The following is a 25,423-nucleotide window of genomic DNA, read 5'->3' on the forward strand; positions in this document are numbered from 1 at the left end:
GGAGGCGCGACCACCTGTGGACGGACGGCTCCCGTCCTCAGGTGGTCGCCGCACGGATCGCTGTGGGACACGGCCGGTACGCTGACCGCATGCCGGAGCAGCTCGACCTCACCGCCTCGTCCATCGACATCACGCGTGCCATCTGCGACATCGAGTCGGTGTCCGGGAACGAAGGGCCCCTCGCCGACGCGATCGAGGCGGCGCTGACAGCGCTGCCCCACCTCGAGGTGGTGCGCGACGGCGACGCGATCGTCGCGCGGACGCAGCTCGGCCGCGACCGCCGGGTCGTGATCGCCGGGCACATCGACACCGTGCCGCTCAACGGCAACCTCCCGACCGAGTTCCGCACCGCCGACGACGGCGCCGAGATCCTCTGGGGCCGCGGGACGGTCGACATGAAGGCCGGCTGCGCGGTGCAGCTCAAGCTGGCGCACGACCTCGCCGAGCCGAACGTCGACGTCACGTGGGTGTTCTACGACCACGAGGAGGTCAGCGACTCCCTGAACGGCCTCGGTCGGCTGGCGCGGACCCGTCCCGAGCTGCTCGCGGGCGACTTCGCGATCCTCGGGGAGCCGTCGGGCGCGCAGATCGAGGGCGGCTGCAACGGCAACCTCCGTGCTGAGATCCGGACCTCCGGCAAGCGCTCCCACAGTGCACGCAGCTGGATCGGCGACAACGCGATCCACAAGACGGCACCGATCCTGGCGACCCTCGCCGCGTACGAACCGCGCACCGTGACGGTCGACGGGCTCGAGTACCGCGAGGGCCTGAACGCCGTCGGCATCTCCGGCGGCATCGCCGGCAACGTCATCCCGGACGAGGCGATGGTCCACGTGAACTACCGGTTCGCGCCGTCGCGCAGCGCCGACGAGGCGGTCGCGCACGTCCGCGAGCTCTTCGACGGCTACGACGTGCAGATCGTCGACCTCGCCGCAGGGGCACGTCCCGGGCTCGACGCTCCGCTCGCGCAGCAGTTCGTGGCAGCGGTCGGCGGCCCCGCGCCGCGCCCGAAGTACGGCTGGACCGACGTCGCCCGCTTCTCGGCGCTGGGCGTCCCGGCGGTCAACTACGGCCCCGGCGAGCCCGTCTTCGCGCACCACGACGACGAGCAGGTCCCCGTCGAGCAGATCACCGCGGTCGAGGACGGCCTGCGTCGGTGGCTGACGGCGTGACGACGGGCCCCGCGCGCACCGTCGCGGGGCACCTGCCCGCACGTCGCTGGCGGGCGCGCTACCGACTCGTGCCCTGGTGGCTCCGGGTCACGGTGGTGTACGTCGCGGCGCGGCTCGTGACCGGGGCGATGCTCCTGGCGTTCGCCCGGGTGCAGACCGCGAACTCGTTCACCGTCGCGCACCCGTCGTACCTGTCCTTCGCCGCCATCTGGGACGGTGCCTGGTACCGGGTGATCGCGTCGAGCGGCTACCCGTCCGTCCTGCCGGTGGACGCTGCCGGGCACGTCACCGAGAACGCCTGGGCGTTCATGCCCGCCTACCCGTTCCTCGTGCGCGGGCTCATGGTGCTCACGGGCGCGTCGTTCGAGGCGGTCGCGGTCACGGTGTCCCTGGTCGCGGGCTGGGGTGCCGCGCTGGTGTTCCGACGGCTGATGGGCCGCTTCCTCGACGACGGCCGGGCGATGTTCGCCACGGTGCTGTTCTGCGTCGCCCCGGTGTCCGCCGTGTTCCAGGTCGCCTACGCCGAGGCGATGGGGCTGTTCCTGCTCCTGGTCGCGCTCCTGCTGCTGGTCGACCGGCGCTGGTGGACGATGCTGCCCGTCGTGCTGCTGCTCGGCATGACGCGGCCGACCGGCCTGGCGTTCGCGCTCCTCGTGGTGCTGTTCCTGGCCGCCTGGACGACCCGACCGTCCTGGGTGCGCGAGTCGGAGCGGCCGACCCTGCGCGCCGCGCTGCCGCCGCTCGTCGTGGGCGCGGTGTCGGGGCTCGTCGGGCTCGCGTGGCCGGCGATCGCGTGGGCGGTGACCGGGGTGCCGAAGGCCTACACGGACACCGAGCTCGCGTGGCGGTCGTCGTACATCGGGTGGAAGGAGCTCGTGCCCTTCGCACCGTGGATCCAGGGCGCCGGGTGGTGGTTCGGGCAGCCGGCGGGCGGGATCCTGCTCGCGGTCGCGGTCCTCGCCTTCACGGTCTTCGTCTTCCACCCGGCAGCGCGTCGTGTCGGCCTCGAGCTCCGCCTGTGGGGCGTCGCCTACGTGGTCTACCTGCTCGCGGTGTTCTTCCCGCAGTCGAGCACCTGGCGCATCCTGCTGCCGATCGCGCCGCTGCTCGGCATCGTCGCCCTGCCGCGGTCACGGGTGTACCGGGTGCTCGTGGTCGCGGTGTGCCTCGGTCTGCAGTTCGTCTGGCTGTACACGTGCTGGTGGGTCGACGGCTACGACTGGACGCCGCCGTGATCGGCGCGGCGGTGGTCGGCGCCGCCCTGGTCGACCTCGCGGTCGTCTGACCCGGCAGCGGGGGGCGTGTCCGACGGGTCCTCACCAGGGCGCCAGTCGGCGGCAGCGTGCACCATCGCGTTCACGGTCGCGATGAACGGCACCGCGAAGAACGCCCCGACGACCCCGGCGATCGTCGTGCCCGCGGTGACGCCGAGCACGACACCGAGCGGGTGGACGCGCACGGCTGATCCGGTCAGGAACGGGTGCAGGACGTGGCTCTCGAGCTGCTGCACCGCCACCACCACCGCGAGCATGATCAGCGCCGGTACCAGTCCGTTGAAGACCAGCGCGATGAGCACGGCGACGGTGCCCGCCACGATCGCGCCGACCACCGGGACGAACGCGCCGAAGAACACGATCACGCCGATCGGGACGGCCAGCGGCAGCCCCAGGGCGAGCGCGCCGATGACGATGCCGAGCGCGTCCGTCACCGCGACGACCAGCTGCACGCGGATGAAGCTCGTGAGGGTCTTCCACCCCGCCTGACCGGCCGCGTCGATCCGTCCGCGGGAGCGTCGGGGGAAGATGCGGACCACCCACGACCAGATCCGGCGACCGTCGATGAGCACGAAGATCGTCGTGAACACCACGATGAACAGCCCCTCGAGCGCGTGCACCAGGCCGCTGCCCGCCTCGGCCGCACCGGACAGGATCGACGCGACGTGGGTCTGCAGGAACTTCGTCGCTTCAGCGAGGTACTTCGTGACCTGCGCCGAGGTGATGCCGAAGGGTTCGGATGCGAGGAGGGTCTGGAAGGTCTGCACGTTGCTCGAGAGCCGACGTTCGAGGGTCGGCAGGTCGTAGCGGACCTGTGCCGTGACGACGAGCGCCAGGACACCGAGGAAGACCACGACCGCGAGGCACGCCGTCAGCACCGAGAGCCACTTCGGCCACCGGTGCCGTTGCAGGAACGCCGAGAACGGTGCGAGGAGCGCGCAGACGAGCAGGCCCACCAGGAACGGCACCACGATGTCCTGCAGCAGGACCACGAGGGCGACGACGACGGCCAGGGCGGCGACCGTCACGAGGAACCGCCACGAGAACGCTCCGGCGATGCGCATGCCCGTCGGCACGGCCTCGGCGACCGGGTCGGCCTGTGGACGGAGCATGGAGCGGATGTTCGGCATACGCATAGGTGACCACTCCGAGCCGCGAGAACGTCGCATTCCGACACCCCCAACCTGGGCGGTTTCGCAGTTGCCCCCTCGGTACGGGATAATGGGCGAGCATCTTCTGCACGAAAGGGGACATCTGATGGCAGCGATGAAGCCGAGGACCGGTGACGGGCCGATGGAGGCTGTCAAGGAGGGTCGACTCATCATCGTGCGGGTTCCGCTCGAAGGTGGAGGCCGCCTGGTGGTCTCGGTCAACGACGCCGAGGCCAAGGAACTCCACGACGCACTGGCAGAGGTCGTCTCCGCCTAGTCCGTCGACGCACCACGACAGGAGGCCCGGAGCGCGTACGCTCCGGGCCTCCTGTGCACCCCGCCGCCGGCGCAGCCGACGGACAGACACGGCCGACCGGCCGACCCAGGCGGCCGCCCGACCCATCCGATCGGTCGGGCTCGTCTGGTCGTCCGACGGGTCAGGCGGACACCTTCGTCATCTGCAGCAGCCCGTCGCCCGCGGGGGAGAGCGCGCTCCGGACCGCGCCCGAGGTGGACACCTCGGTCAGCAGCAGCCGGAAGTCGGTCGTCGCGCGGTCTCGACGCACCGGGTCCGCGACCCGACCGCGCCAGAGCGCGTGCGGCACGAGCACCGTGCCGCCGACGCGTGCGAGCCGGAGTCCGTGCTCCACGTACTCGATGACGTGCTCGGGGTCGGCATCGACGAGGACGACGTCGTACGACGCCTCGTTCATCCGGGGCAGCACCTGGTTCGCCCGACCCGGGATGAGTCGGACCCGCGACGGAGCGGTGCCGGCGGCGATGAAGGCGTCGCGTGCGTACTGCTGGTGGTCGACCTCGGCGTCGATCGTCGTCAGGGTGGCGTCGGGTGCACCGCGCAGCAGCCAGAGCCCGGAGACGCCGAGTCCGGTGCCGATCTCGATCATGCTCGTGGCTCGCGACGCCGCGGCGACCACGGCGATCTGCGCGCCGATCGCGGGGGAGATCGCTTCGACCCCGAGTTCGAGGGAGTGCTCTCGCGCTCGGGCGATCGCCTCGGGCTCCGAGACGATGTCCTCGGCGAACTTCCAGTTCGACTCTTTCTCTGACACGCACACTCCGTTCGGGAGACAACTCTACGGGTGTGGCGCAGTGGGACGGGTTACGCTCGTTGCCGTGTCCATCGACTTCAACAAGATCCTGATCATCGGGATCATCGCGGTGCTGCTGCTCGGGCCGCAGCGCCTGCCGATGTACGCGCAGAAGCTCGCCGAGTTCGTCAAGGCGGTCCGCCGCTTCGCCGACACCGCGAAGGACCGCATGCGCGAGGAGATGGGCCCCGAGTTCGACGACGTCGACTGGCAGAAGCTCGACCCGCGCCAGTACGACCCCCGGCGCATCATCCGCGACGCACTGCTCGACTCCGGCGGGACGACCGCCGGCAGCATGGCGGCCGTCGAGACCGCGCAGGTGACCGCGTCGAAGGTGCGGGCGACGGCACCGGTGGTGCCGCTCGCCGAGGGCGAGCCCGCCCCCTACGACACCGAGGCGACCTGACCCGTGCGAGTCGACCTGCGGCCCGTCCCGTGACCCGGTGACGGCCTGGAGGCACGGTGCCGGCCGGCACCGCGCCTCCCGGCCGTCAGTCCCGCGTCGCGACGATCGTGAACGTCGTCGGCATCCGGTCGCGGTCAGTGGCGGGCCAGACCCACGAGCCGTGCCCGTCCTCCTCCATGCGGGGGCTGAAGCGCCACGGCAGCGTCCGCCCCTCGTCGAGTCGGCGCAGTCGCAGTCCGGCGCCGAGCAGGGCGTTGACGACCTCGGAGAGCGGGTGAGGCCACTCGTACGTGCGGGTGTTCGCGACGGTGCCGTCGCCGACGTAGGTACCCGCGTCCTCCCACTGCTGCGCCGTCCCGTCGGGGAAGTAGCGGTGTCGCGTCACGAGCTCCGGTGCGTCCTCGTCCAGGGCGTACAGCGCCGGGTGGCCGTCGCGGATGAAGAAGACGCCGCCCGGCCGGAGGAGCCCCGCGACCTGTGCGGCCCAGCGGTCGAGGTCATCGAGCCAGCAGATCGTGCCGATGCTCGTGTAGACGACGTCGAAGTCACCCGTGACGGCGGCGCGGGCATCGAGGACGTCGGTCTCCACCCACGTCACGTCGAGGCCGAGCCGGTCCGCGAGGGCCGCTGCCGACGCGAGCGCCGGCGCCGAGAAGTCGACGCCGGTGAGTCGGGCCCCCTCGCGGGCGAGCGAGACGGTGTCGGTGCCGATGTGGCACTGCAGGTGGCAGACGTCGAGCCCCGCCAGCGTCCCGCCGGGCAGCCACGGCGTGAGCGCGGGCAGGTCGTCACGGACGACGTCCGACCGGTGCGCCGGGTCGTCGAGCGCGGTGACGTCGTACGCGCCCTCGTGGATGGGTACCCGGTCGTCCCAGCTCGCGCGGTTCGTCTCGCGGGCGGCGTCCCAATCGACGGTGACGTGGTCGGTGCTGTCCATGCCGTCACGCTACCGGGGGCGTCGCCGACCTCGTGACGATCACTCAGGACAGACTGAGCCCGAGCTTCCGTCCGGCGAGGCCCCGACCCATCGTGGTGATCGCCTCGGCGATCGACCGCAGGGCGAGGGCGGCGGGGTCGTCCGGTGCCCCGAGCACGACGGGGAGGCCGGCGTCGCCCCCTTCGCGGAGCGGCACCGAGAGCGGCACGCGGCCGAGCACGGGCACGGGCACGTCCTGCCCGCGGGACAGCCGAGCGGCGGTCTCGTCGCCGCCGCCCTCGCCGAACAGGTGCAGCACGCTGCCGTCCGGCTGCACGAGCCCCGACATGTTCTCGACGACGCCGATGACCCGCTGCCCGGTCTGCCGTGCGACGACACCGCTCCGCTCGGCGACGTCGGCGGCCGCGGCCTGGGGTGTCGTGACGACGAGGACCTCGGCGTGGGGGAGCAGCTGCCCGACCGAGATCGCCACGTCGCCGGTGCCGGGCGGCAGGTCGAGCAGGAGCACGTCGAGGTCGCCGAACCACACGTCGGTCAGGAACTGCGCGACCGTTCGGTGCAGCATCGGCCCGCGCCAGGACACCGCGGTGGAGACGTCGTCGACGAACATGCCGATCGAGACGACCTTCACCTCGTGGGCGACGGGCGGCAGGATCATGCTGTCCACGCGGGTCGGGCGGGGCGTCACGCCGTGCTCGTCGGTCAGGCCCATCAGCCCGGGGACGCTGAAGCCGTGCACGTCCACGTCGACGATGCCGACCCGCTGGCCGGCCGCTGCCAGGGCGACCGCCAGGTTCACCGTGACCGTGGACTTGCCGACCCCGCCCTTGCCGCTCGTGACGGCGATGACCCGGGTGAGCGAGTCCGGGGTGAACTGCAGACCGCGGGGTCGACCGGCGCGGAGCCGCTCGGTCAGTGCCGCACGCGTCGCCGGGCTCATCACGGAGACGTCGACGTCCACGTGCTGCACGCCGTCCACCGAACCGGCGGCCGAGCGGACGTCGCGCTCGATCGTGTCGGCGGCGGGGCACCCGACGATCGTGAGCTGCAGGTCGACGCGCACCCGTCCCTGCGGCTGCACGTCCACCCCGCGGATCATGTCGAGCTCCGTGACGGGCCTGCGGATCTCGGGGTCGAGCACGCGGCCGAGCGCAGCGAGGACCGCCGCACCCAGCCGTTCGTCCGGATGCTGCGGGTCAGCCACGGGTGCGGGCGCTCCCCGGCTCGTCGTCGAAGGCGTCGTCGGCGTCGCGGCGGTCGAGCTCCTCGAGCAGCGAGCGGATCTCCGCGCGGATGAAGTCCTTCGACGCCATCTCCCGCATCGCCAGGCGCAGGGCCACGACCTCGCGGGCGAGGTACTCGGTGTCCGCGAGGTTGCGCTCGGCCCGCTGCCGGTCCTGCTCGAACTGCACGCGGTCGCGGTCGTCCTGCCGGTTCTGGGCGAGCAGGATGAGCGGCGCCGCGTACGAGGCCTGCAGCGACAGCACCAGGGTGAGCGCGGTGAAGCCGATCGAGGCCGAGTCGAACTGCCAGTTCGGCGGCGCGACCGAGTTGTAGATCATCCAGACGGCGCAGAAGAGCGTCAGGCCGACCAGGAACCAGGGCGTGCCCATCGCGCGGGCGATGCCCTCGGTCGCACGACCGAAGGTGTCGCCGCGACCCCGGCGGCGGGTGGGGAGCACGCGCGTGCGCATGCCCTTGGGGGAGTCGAGCCGCTCCTGGCGGGCATCATCCGTTCGGGCCACGGGTGGTCCTCCTTCCCGTCGTCACGGGCGTCTTGCGCTGGCGTTGGCGGAGTCGCGAGGGGGCATCCCCCTCGCCCTGACTTCGCCAGTCGTCCGGCAGGACGTGGTCGAGGACATCGTCGATCGTCACCACCCCGACCAGGCGGTGGGCGTCGTCGACCACGGGGACGGACACGAGGTTGTAGGTCGCCATGACCCGGGTGACCTCGGCGGCGCTGGCGTCCACGCGGACCGGTTCGGTCTGCTGGTCGATGAGCGTGCCGAGGCGCTCGTTCGGCGGGTAGCGGAGCATGCGCTGGAAGTGCACGAGGCCGAGGAACCGCCCGGTCGGCGGTTCGTACGGCGGCAGCACGACGCAGACGCTCGCGCCGAGTGCGGGGGCGAGCTCGTGGCGGCGGATGAGGGCCAGGCCCTCGGCCACGGTCGCGTCCGCCGAGACGATGACGGGCTCCGTCGTCATGAGCCCACCGGCGGTGTCCGGCTCGTACTCCAGGAGCATGCGGACGTCCTGCGCCTCCTCCGGCTCCATGAGCTGCAGCAGGGCCTCGCTCCGGTCGTCGGGGAACTGCGCGAGCACGTCGGCGGCGTCGTCCGGCTGCATCTGGTCGAGGACGTCGGCGGCGCGGGCGTCCTCGAGCCGGGTGAGGATGTCGATGCGCTCCTGGTCGGGCATCTCCTCGAGCACGTCGGCGAGCCGGTCGTCGGGGAGCTCCTCGGCGACCTCGAACCGGCGCTCCTCGGGCAGGTCGAGCAGCGTCGAGGCCAGGTCGGCCGGCAGCAGGTCGGAGTACGCGGCGATGACGTGCTCGGCGGACTGTGCTTCACCGGGGAGCTCGTCCTCGGTGACCTCGTTCCAGGTCGCGAACGTCGTCGGGCCCTTGCCGAACGGCGACGGGGTCGTCTTCGGCTTCCGGAGGAAGAGCTGCGACACCTCCCAGTCGCCCTGGCCGCGGTCCTCGATCGCGACGTCCTCGATCGTCGCGCGGATGCGGTCACGGGTCAGCAGGACCTTGCGGCCGAGCATCTCCGCGATGACCCGGACCTCGCCACCGCGCTGCTCGAAGCGCCGCATGTTGACGATGCCGGTGGTGATGACCTGTCCCGCACCGATCGACGTGACGCGGCCGATGCTCAGGAAGATGCGGCGCTTGCCGGGCACCTCGACGATGAGCCCGACCACGTGGGGAGGGTCGACGCGACGGTAGACGACCAGGACGTCCCGGACGCGGCCCACGCGGTCGCCCGCGGGGTCGAAGACGGAGCACCCGGCGAGGCGGGCGACGAAGACCTTCGTGGCGCTCACCCGTCCAGCGTAGTCGCTGCCGCTCGGGCCGGAGACGACCAGACCCGGCGGACGCTGAGACGACACACGGGGTCGATCGGGTGCCGCCCCGGCGCTGCCCTCGGCGTCAGCGTCGTCCCCCCGGAGGTTCCCGGGAGGCGCACGTGCGATCGCAAGGTGCCCGGTGGATGATGGCTGGGTGAGCAACCAGAGCCCGTTCGCCGGACGCACCGCCCAGGCCTTCCCGACGCTGCCGCGCGGGGACGTCCTCGGCACCTACGACAGCTACCCGGACGCCCAGCGCGTCGTCGCGAAGCTCGCCGAGGCGGACTTCCCCGTCGCGAAGATCTCGATCGTCGGCAACGACCTGAAGACGGTCGAGCGGGTCACCGGCAAGATGACCTACGGCCGTGCGGCGATCGCCGGCGCGCTGTCCGGCCTCTGGCTCGGCATCTTCTTCGGCATCGTGCTGACCCTGTTCTCGCCGACCGCCGGTGGCCTCATCATCGCCGCCGCGATCATCGGCGCCGCGTTCGGCATGCTGTACGGCATCGTGTCGTTCGCCATCACCAAGCGGCAGCGCGACTTCACGAGCGTGCACCAGGTGCTCGCCACGAACTACCAGATCGTCGTCGACCCGCAGCTCACCGGCCAGGCGCAGCGGATCCTCGGACAGCACGGCGCGACGCCGTCCACGCACTGGAACGACGCACCGCAGCCGGGCGCGCCTGGCTCCCAGGCGCGTCCGTTCCAGGGGCAGGAGCCCTGGCGTCCGGGTCCGCAGCAGGGGTCGCCCTACGGCGGGCACGCGACGCCCCACCAGCCCCAGCAGCAGTCCCGCCCGGGAGGCCCGCAGCAGTCCGGTCCGTCGGCCGGCGGTCCGCAGGGTGGCGCGTCCCACCCTGGTGCCGGTCCCCGGTACGGCACGGACGACGGGCCGCGGTACGGCACGAACGACGGGCCGCGCTACGGCGAGACTCCGCAGACGGCTCAGCAGGCCGCGCCGTCGTCGGACCCGCGCCTCCCGCAGTCCCGGCCCGACCAGCCCCCGCAGTACGGGGAGCGCGTCCAGGGCGTCGACGGTGCGGACCACCGCTCCGGGTCGGCGCCCGAGGCCCGTCGCGACGACGACCGCGGCTGACACCCCCGACGTGTGCGGAACGCCCGCGCCGACGATGGTCGGCGCGGGCGTTCCGCGTCAGGTCGCCCAGCGGTGCACCAGAGCACCGCGGTGCGTCAGAGCACCTTGGAGTAGCAGATCGACCGGGCCGCGCCGACGTACGGCCCGAACTGCGCGATCCTCCGGAAACCCTCGCGCTCGTAGAACCCGATGGCGCGCTTCTGCTCGTCGCCGGTCTCGAGCACGAGCGCCGGGGAGCCGAGGTCGATCGCAGCCTCCTCGAGCCGACGGAGGATCGCGCTGGACACCCCTGCTCCGCGGGACTCCGGTCGCACGTACATCCGCTTGACCTCGGCGATCCCGTCCTGCACCAGGCGCAGACCACCGCACCCGAGCGGGGTGCCGTCCTCGTCGCGGGCGAGGAAGAAGACCGCGATCGAGTCCGCCGTCGGCTTCTCGCCCGGTTCCGTGTCCCCGCCGTACGCCCGGTCGATCTCCAGTCGCTGGGCGGCACGCAGCCGCTGCGCGTCGGGGGAGTCGAAGTGCTCGACGTCGATGACGAGTCCGCGGGGCACGGCCGTCCCCGTCCGGGCGTCCGGTTGGGCGGTGGTCGTGCTGGGGGAGGCCTCTGGCGTGGTCGTCACGTCCTCAGGCTAGCGGCCGGTGCGGGCGATCCACCCCTCCACTTCCGAGGGGGTCCGCGGGATGCCGACGGACAGGTTCTCGGCGCCGTCCTCGGTGACCAGGATGTCGTCCTCGATGCGCACGCCGATGCCGCGGAACTCCTCGGGCACGGTCAGGTCGTCCTGCTGGAAGTACAGGCCGGGCTCGATCGTGAACACCATGCCGGGCTGCACGATGCCGTCGATGTACATCTCGCGCCGGGCCTTGGCGCAGTCGTGGACGTCGAGCCCGAGGTGGTGGCTCGTGCCGTGCACCATGTAGCGGCGGTGGAACTGGTTGTCCGGCTGCAGCGACTCCTCGGCGGTGCCGGGCAGGAAGCCCCACTCGGCGGTCTTCCGCGCGATGACCTCCATCGCGGTGGCGTGCACCTCGCGGAAGGTGATGCCCGGCTTCACGATCGCGAACGCGGCATCTGCGGCCTCGAGCACGGCCTCGTAGACCATCCGCTGCACGTCGGTGAAGGTCCCGCTCACCGGCAGCGTCCGGGTGATGTCGGCGGTGTAGAAGGAGTCGACCTCGACACCCGCGTCGATGAGGATGAGGTCGCCCGGCTGCACGGCGCCGTCGTTGCGGGTCCAGTGCAGGATGCAGGCGTGGTGGCCGGACGCGGCGATGGTGTCGTAGCCCACCGTGTTGCCGTCGGCCCGCGCACGCCGGTTGAAGGTGCCCTCGACGATGCGCTCGCCGCGGGGGTGCGCCAGGACGGCGTCGAAGTCGGCGATGACGTCGTCGAAGCCGGACTTCGTGGCCTCGACCGCCTTGCGGAGCTCGTTCACCTCGTAGGCGTCCTTCACGAGCCGGAGCTCGGACAGGTCGCGGGAGAGCACGTCGTCGGTGGCGGGGGTGTCGTCCGCAGTCTCCGCTCCGCCGACGGTGGTGCCGAGGCGCGTGTCGATCGCGCGCGTCAGCTCGGTGTCGGCGTCGCGGACGAGGAGGACCGACGCGTCGAGACCGTCCGTGACCTCGGCGAAGGCGCCGAGGTCGGCCGTCGCGAGCCCGAGGTCCGCGGCGACCTCGTCGAGCGAGGGGCGGGGACCGACCCAGAACTCACCGATCTCGGGGTTCGCGTAGAACTCCTCGGAGTCGCGGCCGGCGGTGGCGCGGAAGTAGAGCGTGGCGTCGTGCCCCGAGCCGTTCGGGGTCATGACGAGCACGGAACCGACGACGGTGTCGGTGCCCCATCCGGTCAGGTGCGCGAAGGTCGAGTGCGGGCGGAACGGGTAGTCGCAGTCGTTCGAGCGGACCTTGGCCTGGCCGGCGGGCACCACGATCGTGCGCCCGGGGTGCAGCTCCGAGATCCGCGCGCGGCGCTCGGCGGCGAAGGTCGACTGCTCCCGCGGCTCGGGGGTGGGCCGCTCACGGTCCGCCCACTGCGACGCGATGTGGTCCTTGAAGGTCGAGGACCCGGGGGTGGTGGATCGGTTGCTCGTCGCGCGGGGAGTGGTGTCGGCCATGTCACCCATCATCGCACCGAGCTGACCCTTCGGCCTGAGCGGCCGTTCACGTGTCGGTAGCATGGAGGACGTGCCCGATCCGTTCATCGACCTGCACGCCCACTCGAGCGTGTCCGACGGCACCGAGCGGCCGGCGGACCTCGTCGCCGCGACCGCCGCGGCCGGCCTCGACGGTGTCGCCCTGACGGACCACGACACCACGGCGGGGTGGGACGAGGCGATCGCCGCCGTCCGCGACCGACCGATGTCGCTCCTCCCGGGCCTCGAGCTGAGCACCCGGGTCGGCCACCGCAGCGTGCACGTGCTCGGCTACCTCGTCGACCCCACCGACGAGGCCCTGGTCGCGGAGACCACCCGCATCCGCGACGGCCGGTTCGCGCGTGCACGGCGCATGGTCGAGCGCATCGGTCGCGACCACCCGATCACGTGGCAGGACGTCCTGGCCCAGGCGCGCGACGGTGCGACGATCGGTCGCCCGCACATCGCCGACGCCCTGGTCGCCCGCGGACTCGAGCCGGACCGCAGCGCGGCGTTCCGCGGGATCCTGCACCCGGCGTCCGGCTACTACGAGCCGCACGAGGCACCGACGCCCCTCCGCGGTGTCGAACTCATCCGCGGTGCCGGCGGGGTCCCCGTCATCGCGCACCCGGCCGCGTCCTCACGCGGGATCGTGATCGACGAGCCGATGCTCCGCGAGCTCGTCGACGCCGGCCTCGGCGGGCTCGAGGTCGACCACCGCGAGAACCTCGCACACGGCAAGCGCACGCTGCTCGACTGGGCGGAGCGGTACGACCTCTTCGTCACCGGGTCGAGCGACTACCACGGCACCGGCAAGCCGAACCGCTTCGGCGAGCACCGGACCGCGCGCGCGTCGTTCGACGCGATCGTCGACCAGGCCACCGGCAGCGCCCCGGTCCACGGTCCGGGGTCCCGCCTGGCCTGACGCCGCCGCGGTGACCGCGGCTCGGCCCGGGTCTCGCGCTGCGGGACACACCTCGCGCAGACGGACGCGAGGAACGTCGCCGGGTCCGAGACTCGGTTGCGCTGCACCGCCTCGTGCGCGCGGACGACGAAGGCCCCGTCACGTCGGTGACGGGGCCTTCGAACGGACGGGAGGCGCTACTCGCCCTCGCTGGTGCCCTGCGGTGCCGAGGCGGTCGCCTCGGCGGAGCCGCTCCCGCTGCTGCGACGACGACGACGGCGGCGACGCTTCGCGGCGCCGTCGGTGGAGGCGGCGTCGGTCGCACCCTCGGTGGACGGCTGCGCGGCGTCGGCGCCGGTGGACTGCTCGGCGGGGGCCGACGTGTCGGACTGCTGCGGGCCTCCCGACCGGGTGCGCGTGCGGGACCGCGAACGGGAGCCGCTGCGCTCGCCGCCCTGCCGGTCACCGCCGCGCTCACCACGCTTCGGTGCGGCGCCGGCCTCGGCCGCGTGCGAGGACACGCCGGGCAGGCGGCCCTTCGTGCCCGCGGGGATGTCGAGGTCGGTGAACAGGTGCGGCGACGACGAGTAGGTCTCGACGGGCTCGGGGACGCCGAACTCGAGGGCCTTGTCGATGAGCGTCCACTTGTGCAGGTCGTCCCAGTCCACGAAGGTGACCGCGATGCCCGTCTTGCCGGCGCGGCCGGTGCGGCCGGCGCGGTGCAGGTAGGTGTCCGGGTCGTCCGGGATCGTGTGGTTGATGACGTGGGTCACGTCGTCGACGTCGATGCCGCGCGCGGCGACGTCGGTCGCGATGAGCACGTCGCGCTTGCCGGCCTTGAACGCCGCCATCGCGCGCTCGCGCTGTTCCTGGTTGAGGTCACCGTGGACGGCGGCGGCGTTGAAGCCGCGGTCCTTGAGCTCCTCGACCAGCTTCGCGGCGGCGCGCTTGGTGCGGGTGAAGATCACGGTCTTGCCGCGACCCTCGGCCTGCAGGATGCGGGCGATGACCTCGTCCTTGTCGAGCGAGTGCGCGCGGTAGATGACGTGCTTGATGTTCGCCTGCGTCAGGCCCTCGTCCGGGTCCGTCGCGCGGATGTGCACGGGACGCGTCATGAAGCGACGTGCCAGCGCGACGATCGGAGCCGGCATCGTCGCCGAGAACAGCATCGTGTGGCGCACCGCGGGGACGGCCTGGAAGATGCGCTCGATGTCCGACAGGAAGCCGAGGTCGAGCATGCGGTCGGCCTCGTCGAGCACGACCTCCTGCACCTTCGACAGGTCGAGCAGGCGCTGGCGCTGCAGGTCGATCAGGCGACCCGGCGTGCCGACGACGATCTGGGCGCCGGCCTTGAGCTGCTCGATCTGACCCTCGTACGCCTTGCCGCCGTAGATGGACACGATCGTGGTCGGGCGGTTCGAGGTGGCGAGCTCGAGGTCCTCGGTCACCTGCACCGCGAGCTCTCGGGTCGGGACGACGACGAGCGCCTTGACCCCCGGCTCGGGAGCGGCACCCAGGCGCTGGATCAGGGGGAGGCCGAAGCCGAAGGTCTTGCCGGTACCCGTCTTGGCCTGGCCGATGATGTCCTGGCCGGTGAGGGCGAGCGGGATCGTCTGCTGCTGGATCGGGAAGGGCTCGGTGATGCCCTTCGTCGCGAGCGCGTCGACGATGTCCTGCTCGATGGTGAGGTCTGCGAAAGTCAAAGAAGCACCTTAGTCCTGGTGGAGGTCGACGACAGTCTACCGACGGCCGACGACGGCAGCGCCCGCCGGGCGGGAGCGGTGCCCGCTGCCCGTATGCTTGGGGCGTGGTGTCGTGGTGGAACCGGAAGCGCGCTGCGCAGCTCGCCGCCGCGTGGCTGGCCTCGCGCAACCCGCGGAACGCCTCGCCCGTGGAGCGCCTGCAGCTGGACGACGTGAGCCCGGAGCTCGACGTCTACCTGGGGCAGGCCGCCTACCTGCAGCTGTCGCTCTACGAGACGATGGGGCGCGCCGGTGCCGCGGCGCCGACGATGTCCGGACGCCTCGTCACGGGCGTGCTCGCGACGACGGCGCTCGAACGGCACCGCACGATCGTGGCCGAGATCGAGCGGACCGGCGGCGAGCCGGCGACCCTGATGGAGCCGCACCGCGAGGCGATCGACCGGTTCCTGCTGCGCACCAGCGGCGCCGACTGGTACGAGTCGATGCTCACCGGGTACGTGACGGCGGGCATCCTCAACGACCTGTTCGGCAACATGCTCCGGTCGCTGCCGCTCGACGTCCGACAGCGCCTGCGGACCGTGTTCGACGCGCGCGAGGAACCGGCGGTCGTGCAGGAGCTGTCGTCGCACATCGAGCAGGACCCGCGCATCGGATCGCGCCTGGCGATGTGGGGCCGTCGACTCGTGGGCGACACGTTGCTCGTGGCACGGTCCGCGCTGGCGGTCCACGCGCGGGAGGACCAGGAGAAGCTCGAGCCGGTGTGGACGGAGCTCATCGCAGCCCACACCCGGCGGATGGACGCCCTCGGGCTGACCGCCTGAGGGGTCGACCGTGCGGCCGGGGTCGGACGTGCCCGGCGCCGGCTCGGTCGCCGTCAGGCGCGCTCGGCGGGGGCTGCGTTGTCGCGGGCGCGCTGCGCTGTCGCGGGGCTCAGACGCGCTCGGTGCGGGCCCGCTCGAAGAACGCCTCGTCCGCATCGGTTCGGCGGCGACCCAGGACCCACTCGGTCACGACGGCGACGACGCCGGCACCGACCAGGGCGAGGACCCAGATCCAGCCGCCGTCGTACGGCCAGCCGGCCCAGGTCAGGGCCTCCCACACGACGGCGGCCACGATGCCGCCGACCGCCGGACCCAGCAGTGCACCGCGGGTCGAGCGCCACGGCACGACGACGTGCGCGACGGCCCCGGCGATGAGGCCGCCGAGCACGGCGAAGAGCAGCTCCACGTCAGGCGACGAAGCCGATGCGGCGCGACTCCTCTGCGCCGACCTCGACGTAGGCGAGCGAGGCGACCGGCACGATGAAGCGACGGCCCTTCTCGTCCTTGAGGGAGAGGTGGGTCGACTGCGACTCGAGGGCCGCGGCGACGGCCTGCTCGATCTCCTCGGCGCTCTGGGCGGTCTCGAAGGCGATCTCGCGCGGGCTGTTGATGATGCCGATCTTGATGTCCACGAGCACAGCGTATCCGAGCGGCACCCGCCGGCACCGGGCGTTCGCCCGAGGCGCACCGCGGCGGTCGCAGCGGGTGCGTGCGCCGTCGTCCCGGGGCACGGCGCGGAGCCGGAACCGGTGCGTCGACCGCTGCTGTCGGCCGCGGTCGGTACCGTGTCCGCGTGCCCAGGACCACGCTGACGACCCTCCCCGAGGACGTCGGGGTCGCCCGCGCGCTCGTCACCGATCCCGCGCAGGACGCCGTCCTGGCCCTGCCCGACGGCCGGCACGCCGCGGTGATCGGTGCACCGGGCACCGGCAAGACCACGACGCTCACCCGGCTGGTCGCCGACCGGTTCGCCCGTCCGGACGCGGTCTCGGCGGACGGCCACGCCACGGTGCTCGCGCTGACGTCGGCCCGCACCGCGGCGACCGCGCTCCGCGACCGCCTGGCCGCGGCGGTCGACCGGGTCGTGCCGGGGGCGCTCGCCCGGACCGTCAACTCCCTCGCCTTCCAGGTCGTCGCGCACGCCGCTGCGCTGCAGGGGCAGGAGGCCCCGACGCTGTTGACCGGTGGAGAGCAGGACCGCATCATCGCCGACCTGCTCGAGGGGCACGAGGCCGACGGCGGCGGGCCCGCGTGGCCGGCGCCGATCACCGCCGTGGTGCGGGAGCGCGCCGGGTTCCGCACGGCGCTCCGCGACGTCATGATGCGCGCGGTGGCCGCCGGCGTGGAACCGGACGACATGCGCGAGCTGGCCGACGAGCGGGGACGCCCCGAGTGGCGTGCGGTCGGTGACTTCGTGGACGACTACCGCGCTTCGGTGACCGCCTTCCGCGGCAGCAGTCTCGACGCCGCGGAACTGGTGGCGTTCGCGACCGCGGCGGTGCTGCGCCACGAGGTCCCGGCGAGCGTCGCGGCGCTGCGACTGATCGTCGTCGACGACACCCAGGAGCTCGTCGAGGGTGAGATCGCCCTCCTCGGGGCACTCGCGCGCTCCGGGGTGCAGGTGGTCGCGTTCGGCGATCCGGACATCGCGGCCTCGGCGTTCCGCGGTGCCGAGCCGGACGTGCTCGGGCGGCTGGCCGTCCGGCTCGGGGTGGAGCGCGTCGACGAGGTCGTGCTCGGTACGGTGCACCGGCACGCGGCTCCGATCCGGGCGCTCGTCGGCGCGGTGACGGCACGGATCGGTGCCGCTGCTGCCGGGCGGCAGCGGACCGCCGCGGCGTCGACGACGGACGCCCGCAGCGACGCCGTGCTGCACCTCGAGGCCGGAAGCCGTTCGGCACTCGTCGTCGCGGTCGCCCGGCGCCTCCGCGAGCACCGGCTGCTCGACGGCGTCCCGTGGCACCGGATGGCGGTCGTCACCCGCAGCGGTGCGGCGATCCCGGAGCTCGTCCGGGCGCTGTCCGTCGCCGAGGTCCCCGCGACGGCGGGTGCCGCTCCGGTCCGCCCGCGGGACGACAGCGCCGCGCGGTCGCTGCTCGACGCCGCCGCGGTCGCCCTCGGGGTGCTCCCGCTCGACGCCGACCTCGCCACGTCCTTCGCGACCGGACCCCTCGGCGGCCTCGACACCCTGGCGATGCGGCGGCTGCGGCTCGCCCTGCGTCGCGAGGAGCTCGCGGGCGGCGGGACCCGTACCGCCGACGAACTGCTCGTCGAGGCGCTCGGTGCGCCCGAACGGCTCGCCACCGTCGACGCCGGGTTCGCCCGACGCGCCACCCGGCTCGCGCGGAGTCTCGTGCAGGCGCGGGCGGACGCCGCGGCCGACGCCAGCATCGAGGAGATCCTCTGGGGGCTCTGGGAGCGCAGCGGTCTGGCGACCACGTGGGGCGCACAGTCTGCGGCCGGCGGGGTGAGCGCCGCCGAGGCCGACCGGCACCTCGACGCCGTCGTGGGGCTCTTCACCGCCGCGAAGCGCTTCGTCGAGCGGACGCCCGACGCACCCGCGCGGGTGTTCGTCGACGACCTGCTCGGCGCCGACCTGCCCGAGGACTCGATCGGCCCCGACCGCACGGCGGGCCGCGTGCGGGTGCTCACCCCGTCGGCCACCACCGGGCTCGAGTGCGACGTGGTCGTCGTGCTCGGGCTGCAGGACGGCGTCTGGCCGAACACCCGGGTGCGGGGGAGCCTGCTCGACCCGGACGGGCTGGTCCGCGCTGCCGCCGGTGTCGACGACCGGACCGTCGACGACCGGGCGGCGGTGGTCGCGGACGAGCTCCGGCTGTTCGCCCGGGCGGTGTCCCGTGCGACGACGCAGGTCGTCATCGGCACGGTCGCCAACGACGACGAGGCCCCGTCGCCCTTCGTCCGGCTCGTCCCGGTGCCGCCGGACCGGCAACCGACCGTGCACCCGCTGTCGCTCCGGGGGATGGCCGGGTCGCTCCGGCGTCGGGTGGTGACCTCGGGCGACCACGAGGCAGCATCCGCCCTCGCGCGGCTCGCCGAGGCCGGCGTCGCCGGAGCGTCGCCGGACGAGTGGTACGGGACGGCCGAGCCGACGACCGAGGACCCGCTCGTCGACCTCGACGCCCCACCGGCACCCGAGCACGAGGGCGGCGAGCCGGTCCCCCCGACGGTGTCCGTGTCGCCCTCGCGCATCGGGACGTTCGAGGAGTGCCCGGTGCACTGGTTCGTGCAGACCTTCGGCGGCGGCGCGCCGAGTCCGGCGATGGGCATCGGGACGATCGTGCACGAGGCGATGGAGCAGGCCACCGCGGTCGACGTCGAGTCGCTGTGGGAGCACGTCGAGGGCCGGTGGGACGAGCTGACCTTCGAATCGCCGTGGGTCGCGGACCGCGAACGGGCCAGGACCCGGCGGATGATCGAGGGCCTCAGCGACTACCTGCGCACGTTCGCCAGCGCCGGGCGGCGGCTGCTCGGTGCGGAGACGTCGTTCGCGCTCGTCACCGGTCCCGCCCGGATGCGTGGCAGCATCGACCGCATCGAGGTCGACCCGGACGGCCGCGTCAGCGTCGTCGACCTGAAGACCGGACGATCGATGCCGAGCGAGAAGAACGACATGCCCGAGCACCCGCAGCTCGGCGCGTACCAGCTCGCGGTCGAGGACGGTGCGGTCGACGGTGTCCCGGCCGCCGCACCGATGGCCGACGCCCGACTCGTCTTCGTGCAGAACCCCCGTGCCGGACGGGCCTTCTCGGAGCGCACGCAGCACGCCTTCGACGACGAGGCCCGCGAGGCCTACCGCGAGCGGCTGCACGGGGTGGCGCGGGGGATGGCCGGACGGACGTTCCTGGCGAACGTCGACGACCACTGCGACCGCGCCCGCACCGGCGTCGAGTGCCGCATCCACGTGGTGGGAGAGGTGACCTGGTGACGAGCGAGACCGACACGCAGACCGAGGCCGACCCGGCGACCGAGGTCGACCCGCAGACCGAGGCCGCCCCGCGATCGGAGTCGGGGTCCGACGTGCGCGCCGCGTCCGCCGCGGCCCACGACGCCGACGCGTCCGCCGCGGTTCACGACGCCGACACGTCTGCCGCGGCCCACGATGCCGACGCGATCGCCGACGCCCTCGGCCGCCCCCGCCCCACCGACCAGCAGCGCGCGGTCATCGAGTCACCCCTCGCCCCCGCACTCGTCGTCGCCGGCGCCGGCAGCGGCAAGACCGAGACCATGGCGTCGCGTGTGGTGTGGTTGCTCGCGAACGGCTTCGTCCGTCCGGCCGAGGTGCTCGGCCTGACGTTCACCCGCAAGGCCGCCGGCGAGCTGTCCGTGCGCATCAACGACCGGATCCGGGCGCTCGAGGACGTCGGGCTCCTGGCCGCGGGCGACGCCTTCGAGGCGCCGACGGTCTCGACCTACAACGCCTTCGCCAACGCCGTCTTCCGTGAGAACGCCCTGCTGGTCGGGCGGGACGGCGAGTCGCAGGTGCTCACCGAACCGTCCGCCTGGCAGCTCGCCCGCCGCGTGGTCGTCGGCGCGCGGGACGACCGGCTCGCGGGACTCGACCGCGACGTCGACACCGTGACCGCCGCCGTCGTGTCGCTCGCGGGAGCCGTGTCCGAGCACCTCGTCGACCCGGCCGACCTGCGGCGCTTCGCGATCGACTTCGGTGCCCTGCTCGAACTGCCGGGGAACGCGAGGGGCAACCCCTACAAGGCGGTGAGCGACGCCGTGGCGGCGATCGGGGCCCTGGAACCCCTGGTGGACCTGGTCGAGGAGTTCCGGCGGCAGAAGGTCGACCGCGGCTTCGTGGAGTTCTCCGACCAGATCGCTCTCGCGCTCGCCGCGGCCGAGTCCGCCCCGCGCGTGGTCGACGACCTACGGAGCCGGTTCCGCGTGGTGCTCCTCGACGAGTACCAGGACACCTCGGTCGTGCAGACGCGGTTCCTCGCCCGGCTCTTCCGGGGCCACCCGGTGATGGCGGTGGGGGACCCGCACCAGTCGATCTACGGCTTCCGCGGTGCGAGCGCGGCGAACCTGGCCCGCTTCCCCCGGGACTTCGGCGGACGGACGGACGACGGCGGTCCGGCCGCGGCACCGGTCACGTTCGCCCTCTCCACGAGCTGGCGCAACCCGGTGGACGTGCTCGCCGGCGCGAACGCCGTCGTCGACCCGCTGTCGGCGGCCTCCGACGTGGCGGTGGAGCGCCTCGCGCCGCGACCCGGCGCGGACCGGGGCACGGTGACCGCCGTCTTCCCGGAGACCCTGCCGGAGGAGGCGGATGCCGTCGCCCGCTGGTTCGCGGAGCGCCGGAGTGCCGCGCCGGAGGGCTCGATGGCCCTGCTGCTGCGTTCGCGGAAGGACCTGTCGGCCTTCACCGCCGCGCTCGGAGCCCAGCGGGTGCCGTTCCACGTGCTCGGGACCGGTGGTCTGCTGCAGCGTCCCGAGATCGTCGACCTGGTGGCGTGCCTCCGGGTCCTGCACGACCCCGCGGCGGGCAACGACCTCATCCGCCTGCTCGCCGGCGCACGGTGGCGGGTCGGGGCGGCGGACATCGCCGCACTGCACGAGCTCGCCCGCTGGCTGTTCCGCCGCGACCACACCCAGCAGCGCCTCGACGACGAGCTGACCGCGGCCTTCCGGGCCTCGGTCGCCGCCGGGGAGCACGGGTCGATCGTCGACGCCCTCGACTTCGTCGCGAGTGCCCCGGACGACCACGGCGCCCTCGAGGGCATCAGTCCCGCCGGCAGACAGCGGATGCGCGACCTCGGGCAGCAGCTCGCAGCACTCCGGGCCCGCGCTGCCGGGGACCTCGTCGACTTCGTCACGCTGGTGGTGCAGGAGATGCGGCTCGACGTCGAGGTCGCCGCGCACGAACAGGGCAGCGCCGCGTTCCTCGACGCCTTCATCGACGAGCTCGCGGGTTTCGTGACGACCGACGACCGCGCCGACCTCGGGGCGTTCCTCGGGTGGATCGACGCCGCTGCGCGCCGCGACGACATGGGCCCGCGCTCCGAGGAGCCCGAGGCCGGCACGGTGCAGATCCTGACGATCCACGGGTCCAAGGGGCTCGAGTGGGACGCGGTCGCCGTGCCGCGGCTCGTGGAGGGCGCACTGCCGGCCCGGCCGCAGGAGGGGTCCTCGGGGTGGCTCGGCTTCGGTCGGTTGCCGTACGAGTTCCGCGGGGACGCCGAGGAGCTCCCGCGGCTCGACTGGCGCGGCAACGAGGACCAGAAGGGCGTCGTCGACGCGATCGAGGCCTACAGGGACCAGGTGAAGGCCCGCAACGAGGACGAGGAACGTCGACTGACCTACGTGGCGCTGACCCGGGCCCGGCACGACCTGCTCGTGTCCGGGTCGTCGTGGGCGGGTGGCGTCAAGCCGACCGCCCCGAGCCGGTACCTGCACGACCTGGTCGAGGCGGGGGTCGTCCCCGCGGACGCCGTGCCCGACGGCACCGCGCACGAGGAGAACCCGCTCGGCGGGGACGGTGCGACCCAGACCTGGCCGCACGTGCCGTTCGGGCAGCGGGGCGCGCGGGTCCTCGCCGCCGCGGACCGGGTGCGGAACGCGAACCCCGGCGCGGCCGGGCGCTTCGCGGCGGACATCGACCTGTTGCTCGCCGAGCGGCAGGCCGCGCGGTCCGCGCGGCACCGCGTCGCGATCCCGCACCGCGTGCCGGCCTCGGGTTTCAAGGACTACGTCGGCGAGCCGGACGCGGTCGCCGAGCGCCTGCGTCGACCCATGCCGGAACGACCGTACCGCGCGACCAGGCTCGGCACGCTCTTCCACCAGTGGGTGGAGCAGCGCGCGCGCAGCGGCGGCTCGCTCGAGACCCTCGACCTGTGGGACGACGAGCGCGACCTCGACGCCGACGAGGCCGTGGACGCCTCGACGGACGCCGCGGTCACGGACGACGACGCGCGACGGCTGGCGGTGTTCCAGGCGACGTTCGCCCGGTCACGCTGGGCCGACCTGACCCCGGTCGAGGTCGAACGCGAGATCCACATCCCGTTCCTCGGCCACAGCGTGGTGTGCAAGCTCGATGCCGTGTACGAGATCGATGGTCGCGCCGAGGTGGTCGACTGGAAGACCGGCAAGGCTCCTACCGGAGCGGACGACCTGGCTGCGCGGCAGCTGCAGCTCGCGCTCTACCGGGTGGCGTACGCCGAGTTCACCGGGCGACCGGTCGACGAGGTCGACGCGGTCTTCTACTTCGTCGCGGACGACCTCGAGGTCCGGCCCGACGCGCTGCTCGACCGTGCCGGCCTCGAGCGCGCGTGGCAGGACGCGCTCGGCTGAGCCCGCACCGTCGGTGCGGACGACGTGACGGACGGGCGGGAGGCGCGGGGCAGGGTCGCGCCGTCGGTGCGGACGGCGTGACGGCCGGACGGGAGGCGCGGGGCAGGCTCGCGCCGTCGGTGCGGACGGCGTGACGGCCGGACGGGAGGCGCGGGGCGGGGCCGCGCCGTGCCTCCAGACCGGTGGGTGGTCGCGACGGACGCAGGACGCCCGACGGAACCGCGCCGCCCCGGTCCGTGGGCGCTCGCCTCGGATCGCTCCGGGGGTCAGCCGTGTCGACGCTCGGTCGACGACAGGAACTGCTCGACCTCGCCGATCTCCATCGTGTCGGGGGAGACCGACTGCAGCGGTTCCGCACTCGGCGTCTGCACCGCGTCGACCAGACGGTGCATCATCGCGACCGCGTCGTCGACGACCTCGGTGCTCTTCGCCTGCACGCCGTGCAGCAGCCACTGCGCGGTCTCGAGCTCGTGGTACACGCGGGCCCGCTGGGCGAGCTGCCGGTCACGGCCGCCGCCGTTCGCCTCGTACGCGCTGAGGACGGTGTCGAAGCCCTCACGACGACCGGCCAGCACCCACGCGAGGTCCTTCGCGGGGTCCCCGAGCCGGAGCTCGCCCCAGTCGAGGATGCCGGTGACGGCGTCGCCGTCCACCAGGACGACTCCGGTGCCGAGCGCGCCGTGCACGACCGTGGGCGTGAACTGCCAGAGCTGCTGGTCGCGCGCGGCGCCCTCCCACCGCTCGACCAGGGCGGCGGGCACGAGCTTCGTCGCGACCGCGCGGTCCATCACCGAGACGGCAGAGCGCAGGACCTCGAACGGGGTGAGCGACGGCAGGCCGGCGTCGGTGACGAAGCTCGTCGGGAGCTGGTGCACGGCGGCGACCGCCCGGCCGACGGAGGTCGCGAGCTCGGGTCGATCGCCCAGGTCGCGCAGCGTCGGGTGGGTGCCGGGGACGTAGGTGGTGACGATGGCCCTGGTCGAGCCGATCGGTGCCTGACCGCGGTACTCGGCGACGGCGAACGGGAGTCGCGAGCGGATGCCGGCGCTGAGGGCACGGATCGCGACCAGGTCGGCGGACTGCCGGGCCTCGGCCCGCTGGTTGCGCGGCCGGCGGATCGCGCTGAGCGTGCCGTCCGCGTCGCGCAGGACCGCCGACTCGTAGTCCCCGGAGGCGGCCGAGCCGAGCGTGCGCGTGCCGGTCAGGACCAGACCGGGAACGGCCGTGGTCGCCAACGCGGCTAGAGTGAACTGGGATCCCGCCATGCCCTTCAGGGTAGGTCCGCGTCCGGTGCCGGAGCGCACGCCACGCTGGCCTGTGCAAGCCCGGGCACCGTCCACAGGGTCCCGCTGAGAAGCCCGTCCCGACCGAGGAGCACCCCGCCGTGACCGTCGAGTTCGCCGCCAGACTCCCGCTGTCCCGCAACGAACTCGACCGCGACGCGGAGTTCCGGACGACCCAAGATCTCGACCGTGTGCTGCGCGCCGACCCGTCGGTGCGGTGGCTGCCCGTGCGCGGTGCCGAGCTCCTGCGCGAGGACGGCGGTGCGCTGCGCTTCGTCGACGCAGCGGCGGTGCCGGAGGACGCGGTGACGCTGTACCTGGGCCGCGCGGTCGCGGACGCGCCGGACGCCCCGGCGGGCACCCGCTTCGTCGCGGCGCTGCTCGGCGCCGCCGCCGCGGCCGCGATCGAGCCGGACGACGACGCCTGGGTCAGCCTCCGCATGTTCGGCACCGAGCTGTCCGCCCGCGACCAGGGGCTCGCGGTCGAGGCCGTCGCGATGGCGAACTGGCACGCGGTGCACGGGTTCTCCCCGCGCACCGGCTCCCCGTCCGAGGTCGTCAGCGGCGGGTGGGTCCGCCGCGACCCCGAGGGCCACGAGCTCTTCCCGCGAACCGACGCGGCGATCATCGTCGGGGTCACGGACGCCGACGACCGCATCCTGCTCGGGTCGAACGCGGCCTGGGACGCCGACCGCTACTCGCTGCTCGCCGGCTTCGTCGAGCCGGGGGAGTCGCTGGAGGACGCCGTCCGCCGTGAGGTCTGGGAGGAGTCCGGCGTCCGCGTCGAGGAACCCGAGTACCTCGGGTCGCAGCCCTGGCCGTTCCCTGCCTCGCTCATGCTCGGCTTCCGTGCCCGAGCGGTGGACGGCGACCCGTCGACCGCCCGGCCCGACGGCGTGGAGATCCTCGACGTCCGGTGGTTCACGCGGGACGAGGTCCGCGAGCGCGCCGGCGACACCCTGCTGCTGCCCGGCCGCACGTCGATCGCCCGCGCGATCATCGAGGAGTGGTACGGCGGGCCGCTGGACGTTCCGTGAGCG

At 73.2% G+C, this 25,423-nt stretch carries 22 protein-coding genes; 10 read left to right on the forward strand and 12 right to left on the reverse strand.

Annotated features, from left to right (window positions below):
* Nucleotides 1-89: 89 nt before the first annotated feature.
* Nucleotides 90-1,172, forward strand: a complete 1,083-nt coding sequence (dapE, locus tag C1N91_RS04090; RefSeq protein WP_137766716.1) for a succinyl-diaminopimelate desuccinylase — start codon at nucleotides 90-92, stop codon at nucleotides 1,170-1,172.
* Complete coding sequence (locus tag C1N91_RS04095; RefSeq protein WP_137766717.1) at nucleotides 1,169-2,407, forward strand: hypothetical protein; 1,239 nt, start codon at nucleotides 1,169-1,171, stop codon at nucleotides 2,405-2,407. The genes dapE and C1N91_RS04095 overlap by 4 nt, the downstream gene beginning before the upstream one ends.
* Here the strand turns inward: C1N91_RS04095 and C1N91_RS04100 are convergent.
* Nucleotides 2,386-3,558 (reverse strand): AI-2E family transporter, encoded by a 1,173-nt coding sequence (locus C1N91_RS04100; protein WP_175415905.1) that lies wholly within the window; start codon nucleotides 3,556-3,558, stop codon nucleotides 2,386-2,388. The two genes, C1N91_RS04095 and C1N91_RS04100, sit on opposite strands and share 22 nt — an antisense overlap.
* Before the next feature lie 145 nt (nucleotides 3,559-3,703).
* Between C1N91_RS04100 and C1N91_RS04105 the strand changes: the two genes are divergently transcribed.
* Nucleotides 3,704-3,874: a DUF3117 domain-containing protein gene (locus tag C1N91_RS04105; protein WP_017887054.1), complete on the forward strand. Its 171-nt coding sequence runs from the start codon at nucleotides 3,704-3,706 to the stop codon at nucleotides 3,872-3,874.
* A 160-nt stretch (nucleotides 3,875-4,034) separates the two neighbouring features.
* Here C1N91_RS04105 and C1N91_RS04110 read toward each other — a convergent pair whose 3' ends face one another.
* Nucleotides 4,035-4,667, reverse strand: coding sequence for an O-methyltransferase (locus tag C1N91_RS04110; protein WP_137766719.1), 633 nt, complete (start codon nucleotides 4,665-4,667; stop codon nucleotides 4,035-4,037).
* A gap of 64 nt (nucleotides 4,668-4,731) precedes the next feature.
* Here C1N91_RS04110 and C1N91_RS04115 point away from each other — a divergent pair, with 64 nt between their 5' ends.
* Nucleotides 4,732-5,112 (forward strand): twin-arginine translocase TatA/TatE family subunit, encoded by a 381-nt coding sequence (locus C1N91_RS04115; RefSeq protein WP_137766720.1) that lies wholly within the window; start codon nucleotides 4,732-4,734, stop codon nucleotides 5,110-5,112.
* An 85-nt stretch (nucleotides 5,113-5,197) separates the two neighbouring features.
* Here C1N91_RS04115 and C1N91_RS04120 read toward each other — a convergent pair whose 3' ends face one another.
* The 4 genes from C1N91_RS04120 to C1N91_RS04135 are packed head-to-tail and all read right to left on the reverse strand — an operon-like array spanning nucleotide 5,198 to nucleotide 9,097.
* On the reverse strand, nucleotides 5,198-6,049 hold the full coding sequence (locus C1N91_RS04120) for a class I SAM-dependent methyltransferase (protein WP_137766721.1): 852 nt from the start codon (nucleotides 6,047-6,049) through the stop codon (nucleotides 5,198-5,200).
* 43 nt (nucleotides 6,050-6,092) lie between these two features.
* Nucleotides 6,093-7,253 carry a P-loop NTPase gene (locus C1N91_RS04125; RefSeq protein ID WP_137766722.1) on the reverse strand — a complete coding sequence of 387 codons (1,161 nt, stop codon included), beginning with the start codon at nucleotides 7,251-7,253 and terminating at the stop codon, nucleotides 6,093-6,095.
* Entirely contained in the window at nucleotides 7,246-7,794 is a 549-nt protein-coding gene (locus C1N91_RS04130; RefSeq protein WP_175415906.1) for a DUF1003 domain-containing protein, read from the reverse strand. The genes C1N91_RS04125 and C1N91_RS04130 overlap by 8 nt, the downstream gene beginning before the upstream one ends.
* Complete coding sequence (locus tag C1N91_RS04135; RefSeq protein WP_137766723.1) at nucleotides 7,778-9,097, reverse strand: magnesium transporter MgtE N-terminal domain-containing protein; 1,320 nt, start codon at nucleotides 9,095-9,097, stop codon at nucleotides 7,778-7,780. Before C1N91_RS04135 ends, C1N91_RS04130 begins: the two co-directional genes overlap by 17 nt.
* Before the next feature lie 178 nt (nucleotides 9,098-9,275).
* Here C1N91_RS04135 and C1N91_RS04140 point away from each other — a divergent pair, with 178 nt between their 5' ends.
* Complete coding sequence (locus C1N91_RS04140) at nucleotides 9,276-10,217, forward strand: general stress protein (protein WP_137766724.1); 942 nt, start codon at nucleotides 9,276-9,278, stop codon at nucleotides 10,215-10,217.
* Between the two features lie 95 nt (nucleotides 10,218-10,312).
* Here the strand turns inward: C1N91_RS04140 and C1N91_RS04145 are convergent, their stop codons facing one another.
* Both C1N91_RS04145 and C1N91_RS04150 read right to left on the reverse strand, forming a co-directional pair.
* Nucleotides 10,313-10,840 (reverse strand): GNAT family N-acetyltransferase, encoded by a 528-nt coding sequence (locus C1N91_RS04145; protein ID WP_368074216.1) that lies wholly within the window; start codon nucleotides 10,838-10,840, stop codon nucleotides 10,313-10,315.
* Between the two features lie 9 nt (nucleotides 10,841-10,849).
* The gene (locus C1N91_RS04150) at nucleotides 10,850-12,334 is read right to left on the reverse strand and encodes an aminopeptidase P family protein (protein ID WP_137766725.1); all 1,485 of its coding nucleotides are present in this window, start codon (nucleotides 12,332-12,334) and stop codon (nucleotides 10,850-10,852) included.
* A gap of 61 nt (nucleotides 12,335-12,395) precedes the next feature.
* On the opposite strand from C1N91_RS04150, the gene C1N91_RS04155 reads away from it, so the two are divergent.
* On the forward strand, nucleotides 12,396-13,277 hold the full coding sequence (locus C1N91_RS04155) for a PHP domain-containing protein (RefSeq protein WP_137766726.1): 882 nt from the start codon (nucleotides 12,396-12,398) through the stop codon (nucleotides 13,275-13,277).
* A gap of 176 nt (nucleotides 13,278-13,453) precedes the next feature.
* Here C1N91_RS04155 and C1N91_RS04160 read toward each other — a convergent pair whose 3' ends face one another.
* Complete coding sequence (locus C1N91_RS04160) at nucleotides 13,454-14,959, reverse strand: DEAD/DEAH box helicase (RefSeq protein ID WP_137766727.1); 1,506 nt, start codon at nucleotides 14,957-14,959, stop codon at nucleotides 13,454-13,456.
* A 104-nt stretch (nucleotides 14,960-15,063) separates the two neighbouring features.
* Between C1N91_RS04160 and C1N91_RS04165 the strand changes: the two genes are divergently transcribed.
* Nucleotides 15,064-15,780 (forward strand): ferritin-like fold-containing protein, encoded by a 717-nt coding sequence (locus tag C1N91_RS04165; protein ID WP_137766728.1) that lies wholly within the window; start codon nucleotides 15,064-15,066, stop codon nucleotides 15,778-15,780.
* Between the two features lie 109 nt (nucleotides 15,781-15,889).
* Here C1N91_RS04165 and C1N91_RS04170 read toward each other — a convergent pair whose 3' ends face one another.
* Nucleotides 15,890-16,186: a hypothetical protein gene (locus C1N91_RS04170; RefSeq protein ID WP_137766729.1), complete on the reverse strand. Its 297-nt coding sequence runs from the start codon at nucleotides 16,184-16,186 to the stop codon at nucleotides 15,890-15,892.
* A 1-nt stretch (nucleotide 16,187) separates the two neighbouring features.
* Complete coding sequence (locus tag C1N91_RS04175) at nucleotides 16,188-16,412, reverse strand: DUF3107 domain-containing protein (RefSeq protein ID WP_066657860.1); 225 nt, start codon at nucleotides 16,410-16,412, stop codon at nucleotides 16,188-16,190.
* Nucleotides 16,413-16,573: 161 nt separating this feature from the next.
* Here C1N91_RS04175 and C1N91_RS04180 point away from each other — a divergent pair, with 161 nt between their 5' ends.
* Nucleotides 16,574-19,729, forward strand: a complete 3,156-nt coding sequence (locus C1N91_RS04180; RefSeq protein WP_137766730.1) for an ATP-dependent helicase — start codon at nucleotides 16,574-16,576, stop codon at nucleotides 19,727-19,729.
* On the forward strand, nucleotides 19,726-23,100 hold the full coding sequence (locus tag C1N91_RS04185; RefSeq protein WP_254678339.1) for an ATP-dependent DNA helicase: 3,375 nt from the start codon (nucleotides 19,726-19,728) through the stop codon (nucleotides 23,098-23,100). The genes C1N91_RS04180 and C1N91_RS04185 overlap by 4 nt, the downstream gene beginning before the upstream one ends.
* A gap of 266 nt (nucleotides 23,101-23,366) precedes the next feature.
* Here the strand turns inward: C1N91_RS04185 and C1N91_RS04190 are convergent, their stop codons facing one another.
* Nucleotides 23,367-24,365, reverse strand: a complete 999-nt coding sequence (locus C1N91_RS04190; protein ID WP_137766731.1) for a phosphotransferase — start codon at nucleotides 24,363-24,365, stop codon at nucleotides 23,367-23,369.
* Between the two features lie 119 nt (nucleotides 24,366-24,484).
* On the opposite strand from C1N91_RS04190, the gene nudC reads away from it, so the two are divergent.
* Nucleotides 24,485-25,420: an NAD(+) diphosphatase gene (nudC, locus tag C1N91_RS04195; protein ID WP_137766732.1), complete on the forward strand. Its 936-nt coding sequence runs from the start codon at nucleotides 24,485-24,487 to the stop codon at nucleotides 25,418-25,420.
* Nucleotides 25,421-25,423: the final 3 nt, after the last annotated feature.

This window comes from Curtobacterium sp. SGAir0471, from assembly GCF_005490985.1.
Classification (GTDB): domain Bacteria; phylum Actinomycetota; class Actinomycetes; order Actinomycetales; family Microbacteriaceae; genus Curtobacterium.

Coding starts and splice junctions, on each gene's coding strand:
- C1N91_RS04155 (WP_137766726.1), top strand. CDS start 12,396: ATGGAGGACGTGCCCGATCCGTTCATCGACCTGCACGCCCACTCGAGC.
- C1N91_RS04100 (WP_175415905.1), bottom strand. CDS start 3,558: ATGCTCCGTCCACAGGCCGACCCGGTCGCCGAGGCCGTGCCGACGGGC.
- dapE (WP_137766716.1), top strand. CDS start 90: ATGCCGGAGCAGCTCGACCTCACCGCCTCGTCCATCGACATCACGCGT.
- C1N91_RS04120 (WP_137766721.1), bottom strand. CDS start 6,049: ATGGACAGCACCGACCACGTCACCGTCGATTGGGACGCCGCCCGCGAG.
- C1N91_RS04190 (WP_137766731.1), bottom strand. CDS start 24,365: ATGGCGGGATCCCAGTTCACTCTAGCCGCGTTGGCGACCACGGCCGTT.
- C1N91_RS04150 (WP_137766725.1), bottom strand. CDS start 12,334: ATGGCCGACACCACTCCCCGCGCGACGAGCAACCGATCCACCACCCCC.
- C1N91_RS04105 (WP_017887054.1), top strand. CDS start 3,704: ATGGCAGCGATGAAGCCGAGGACCGGTGACGGGCCGATGGAGGCTGTC.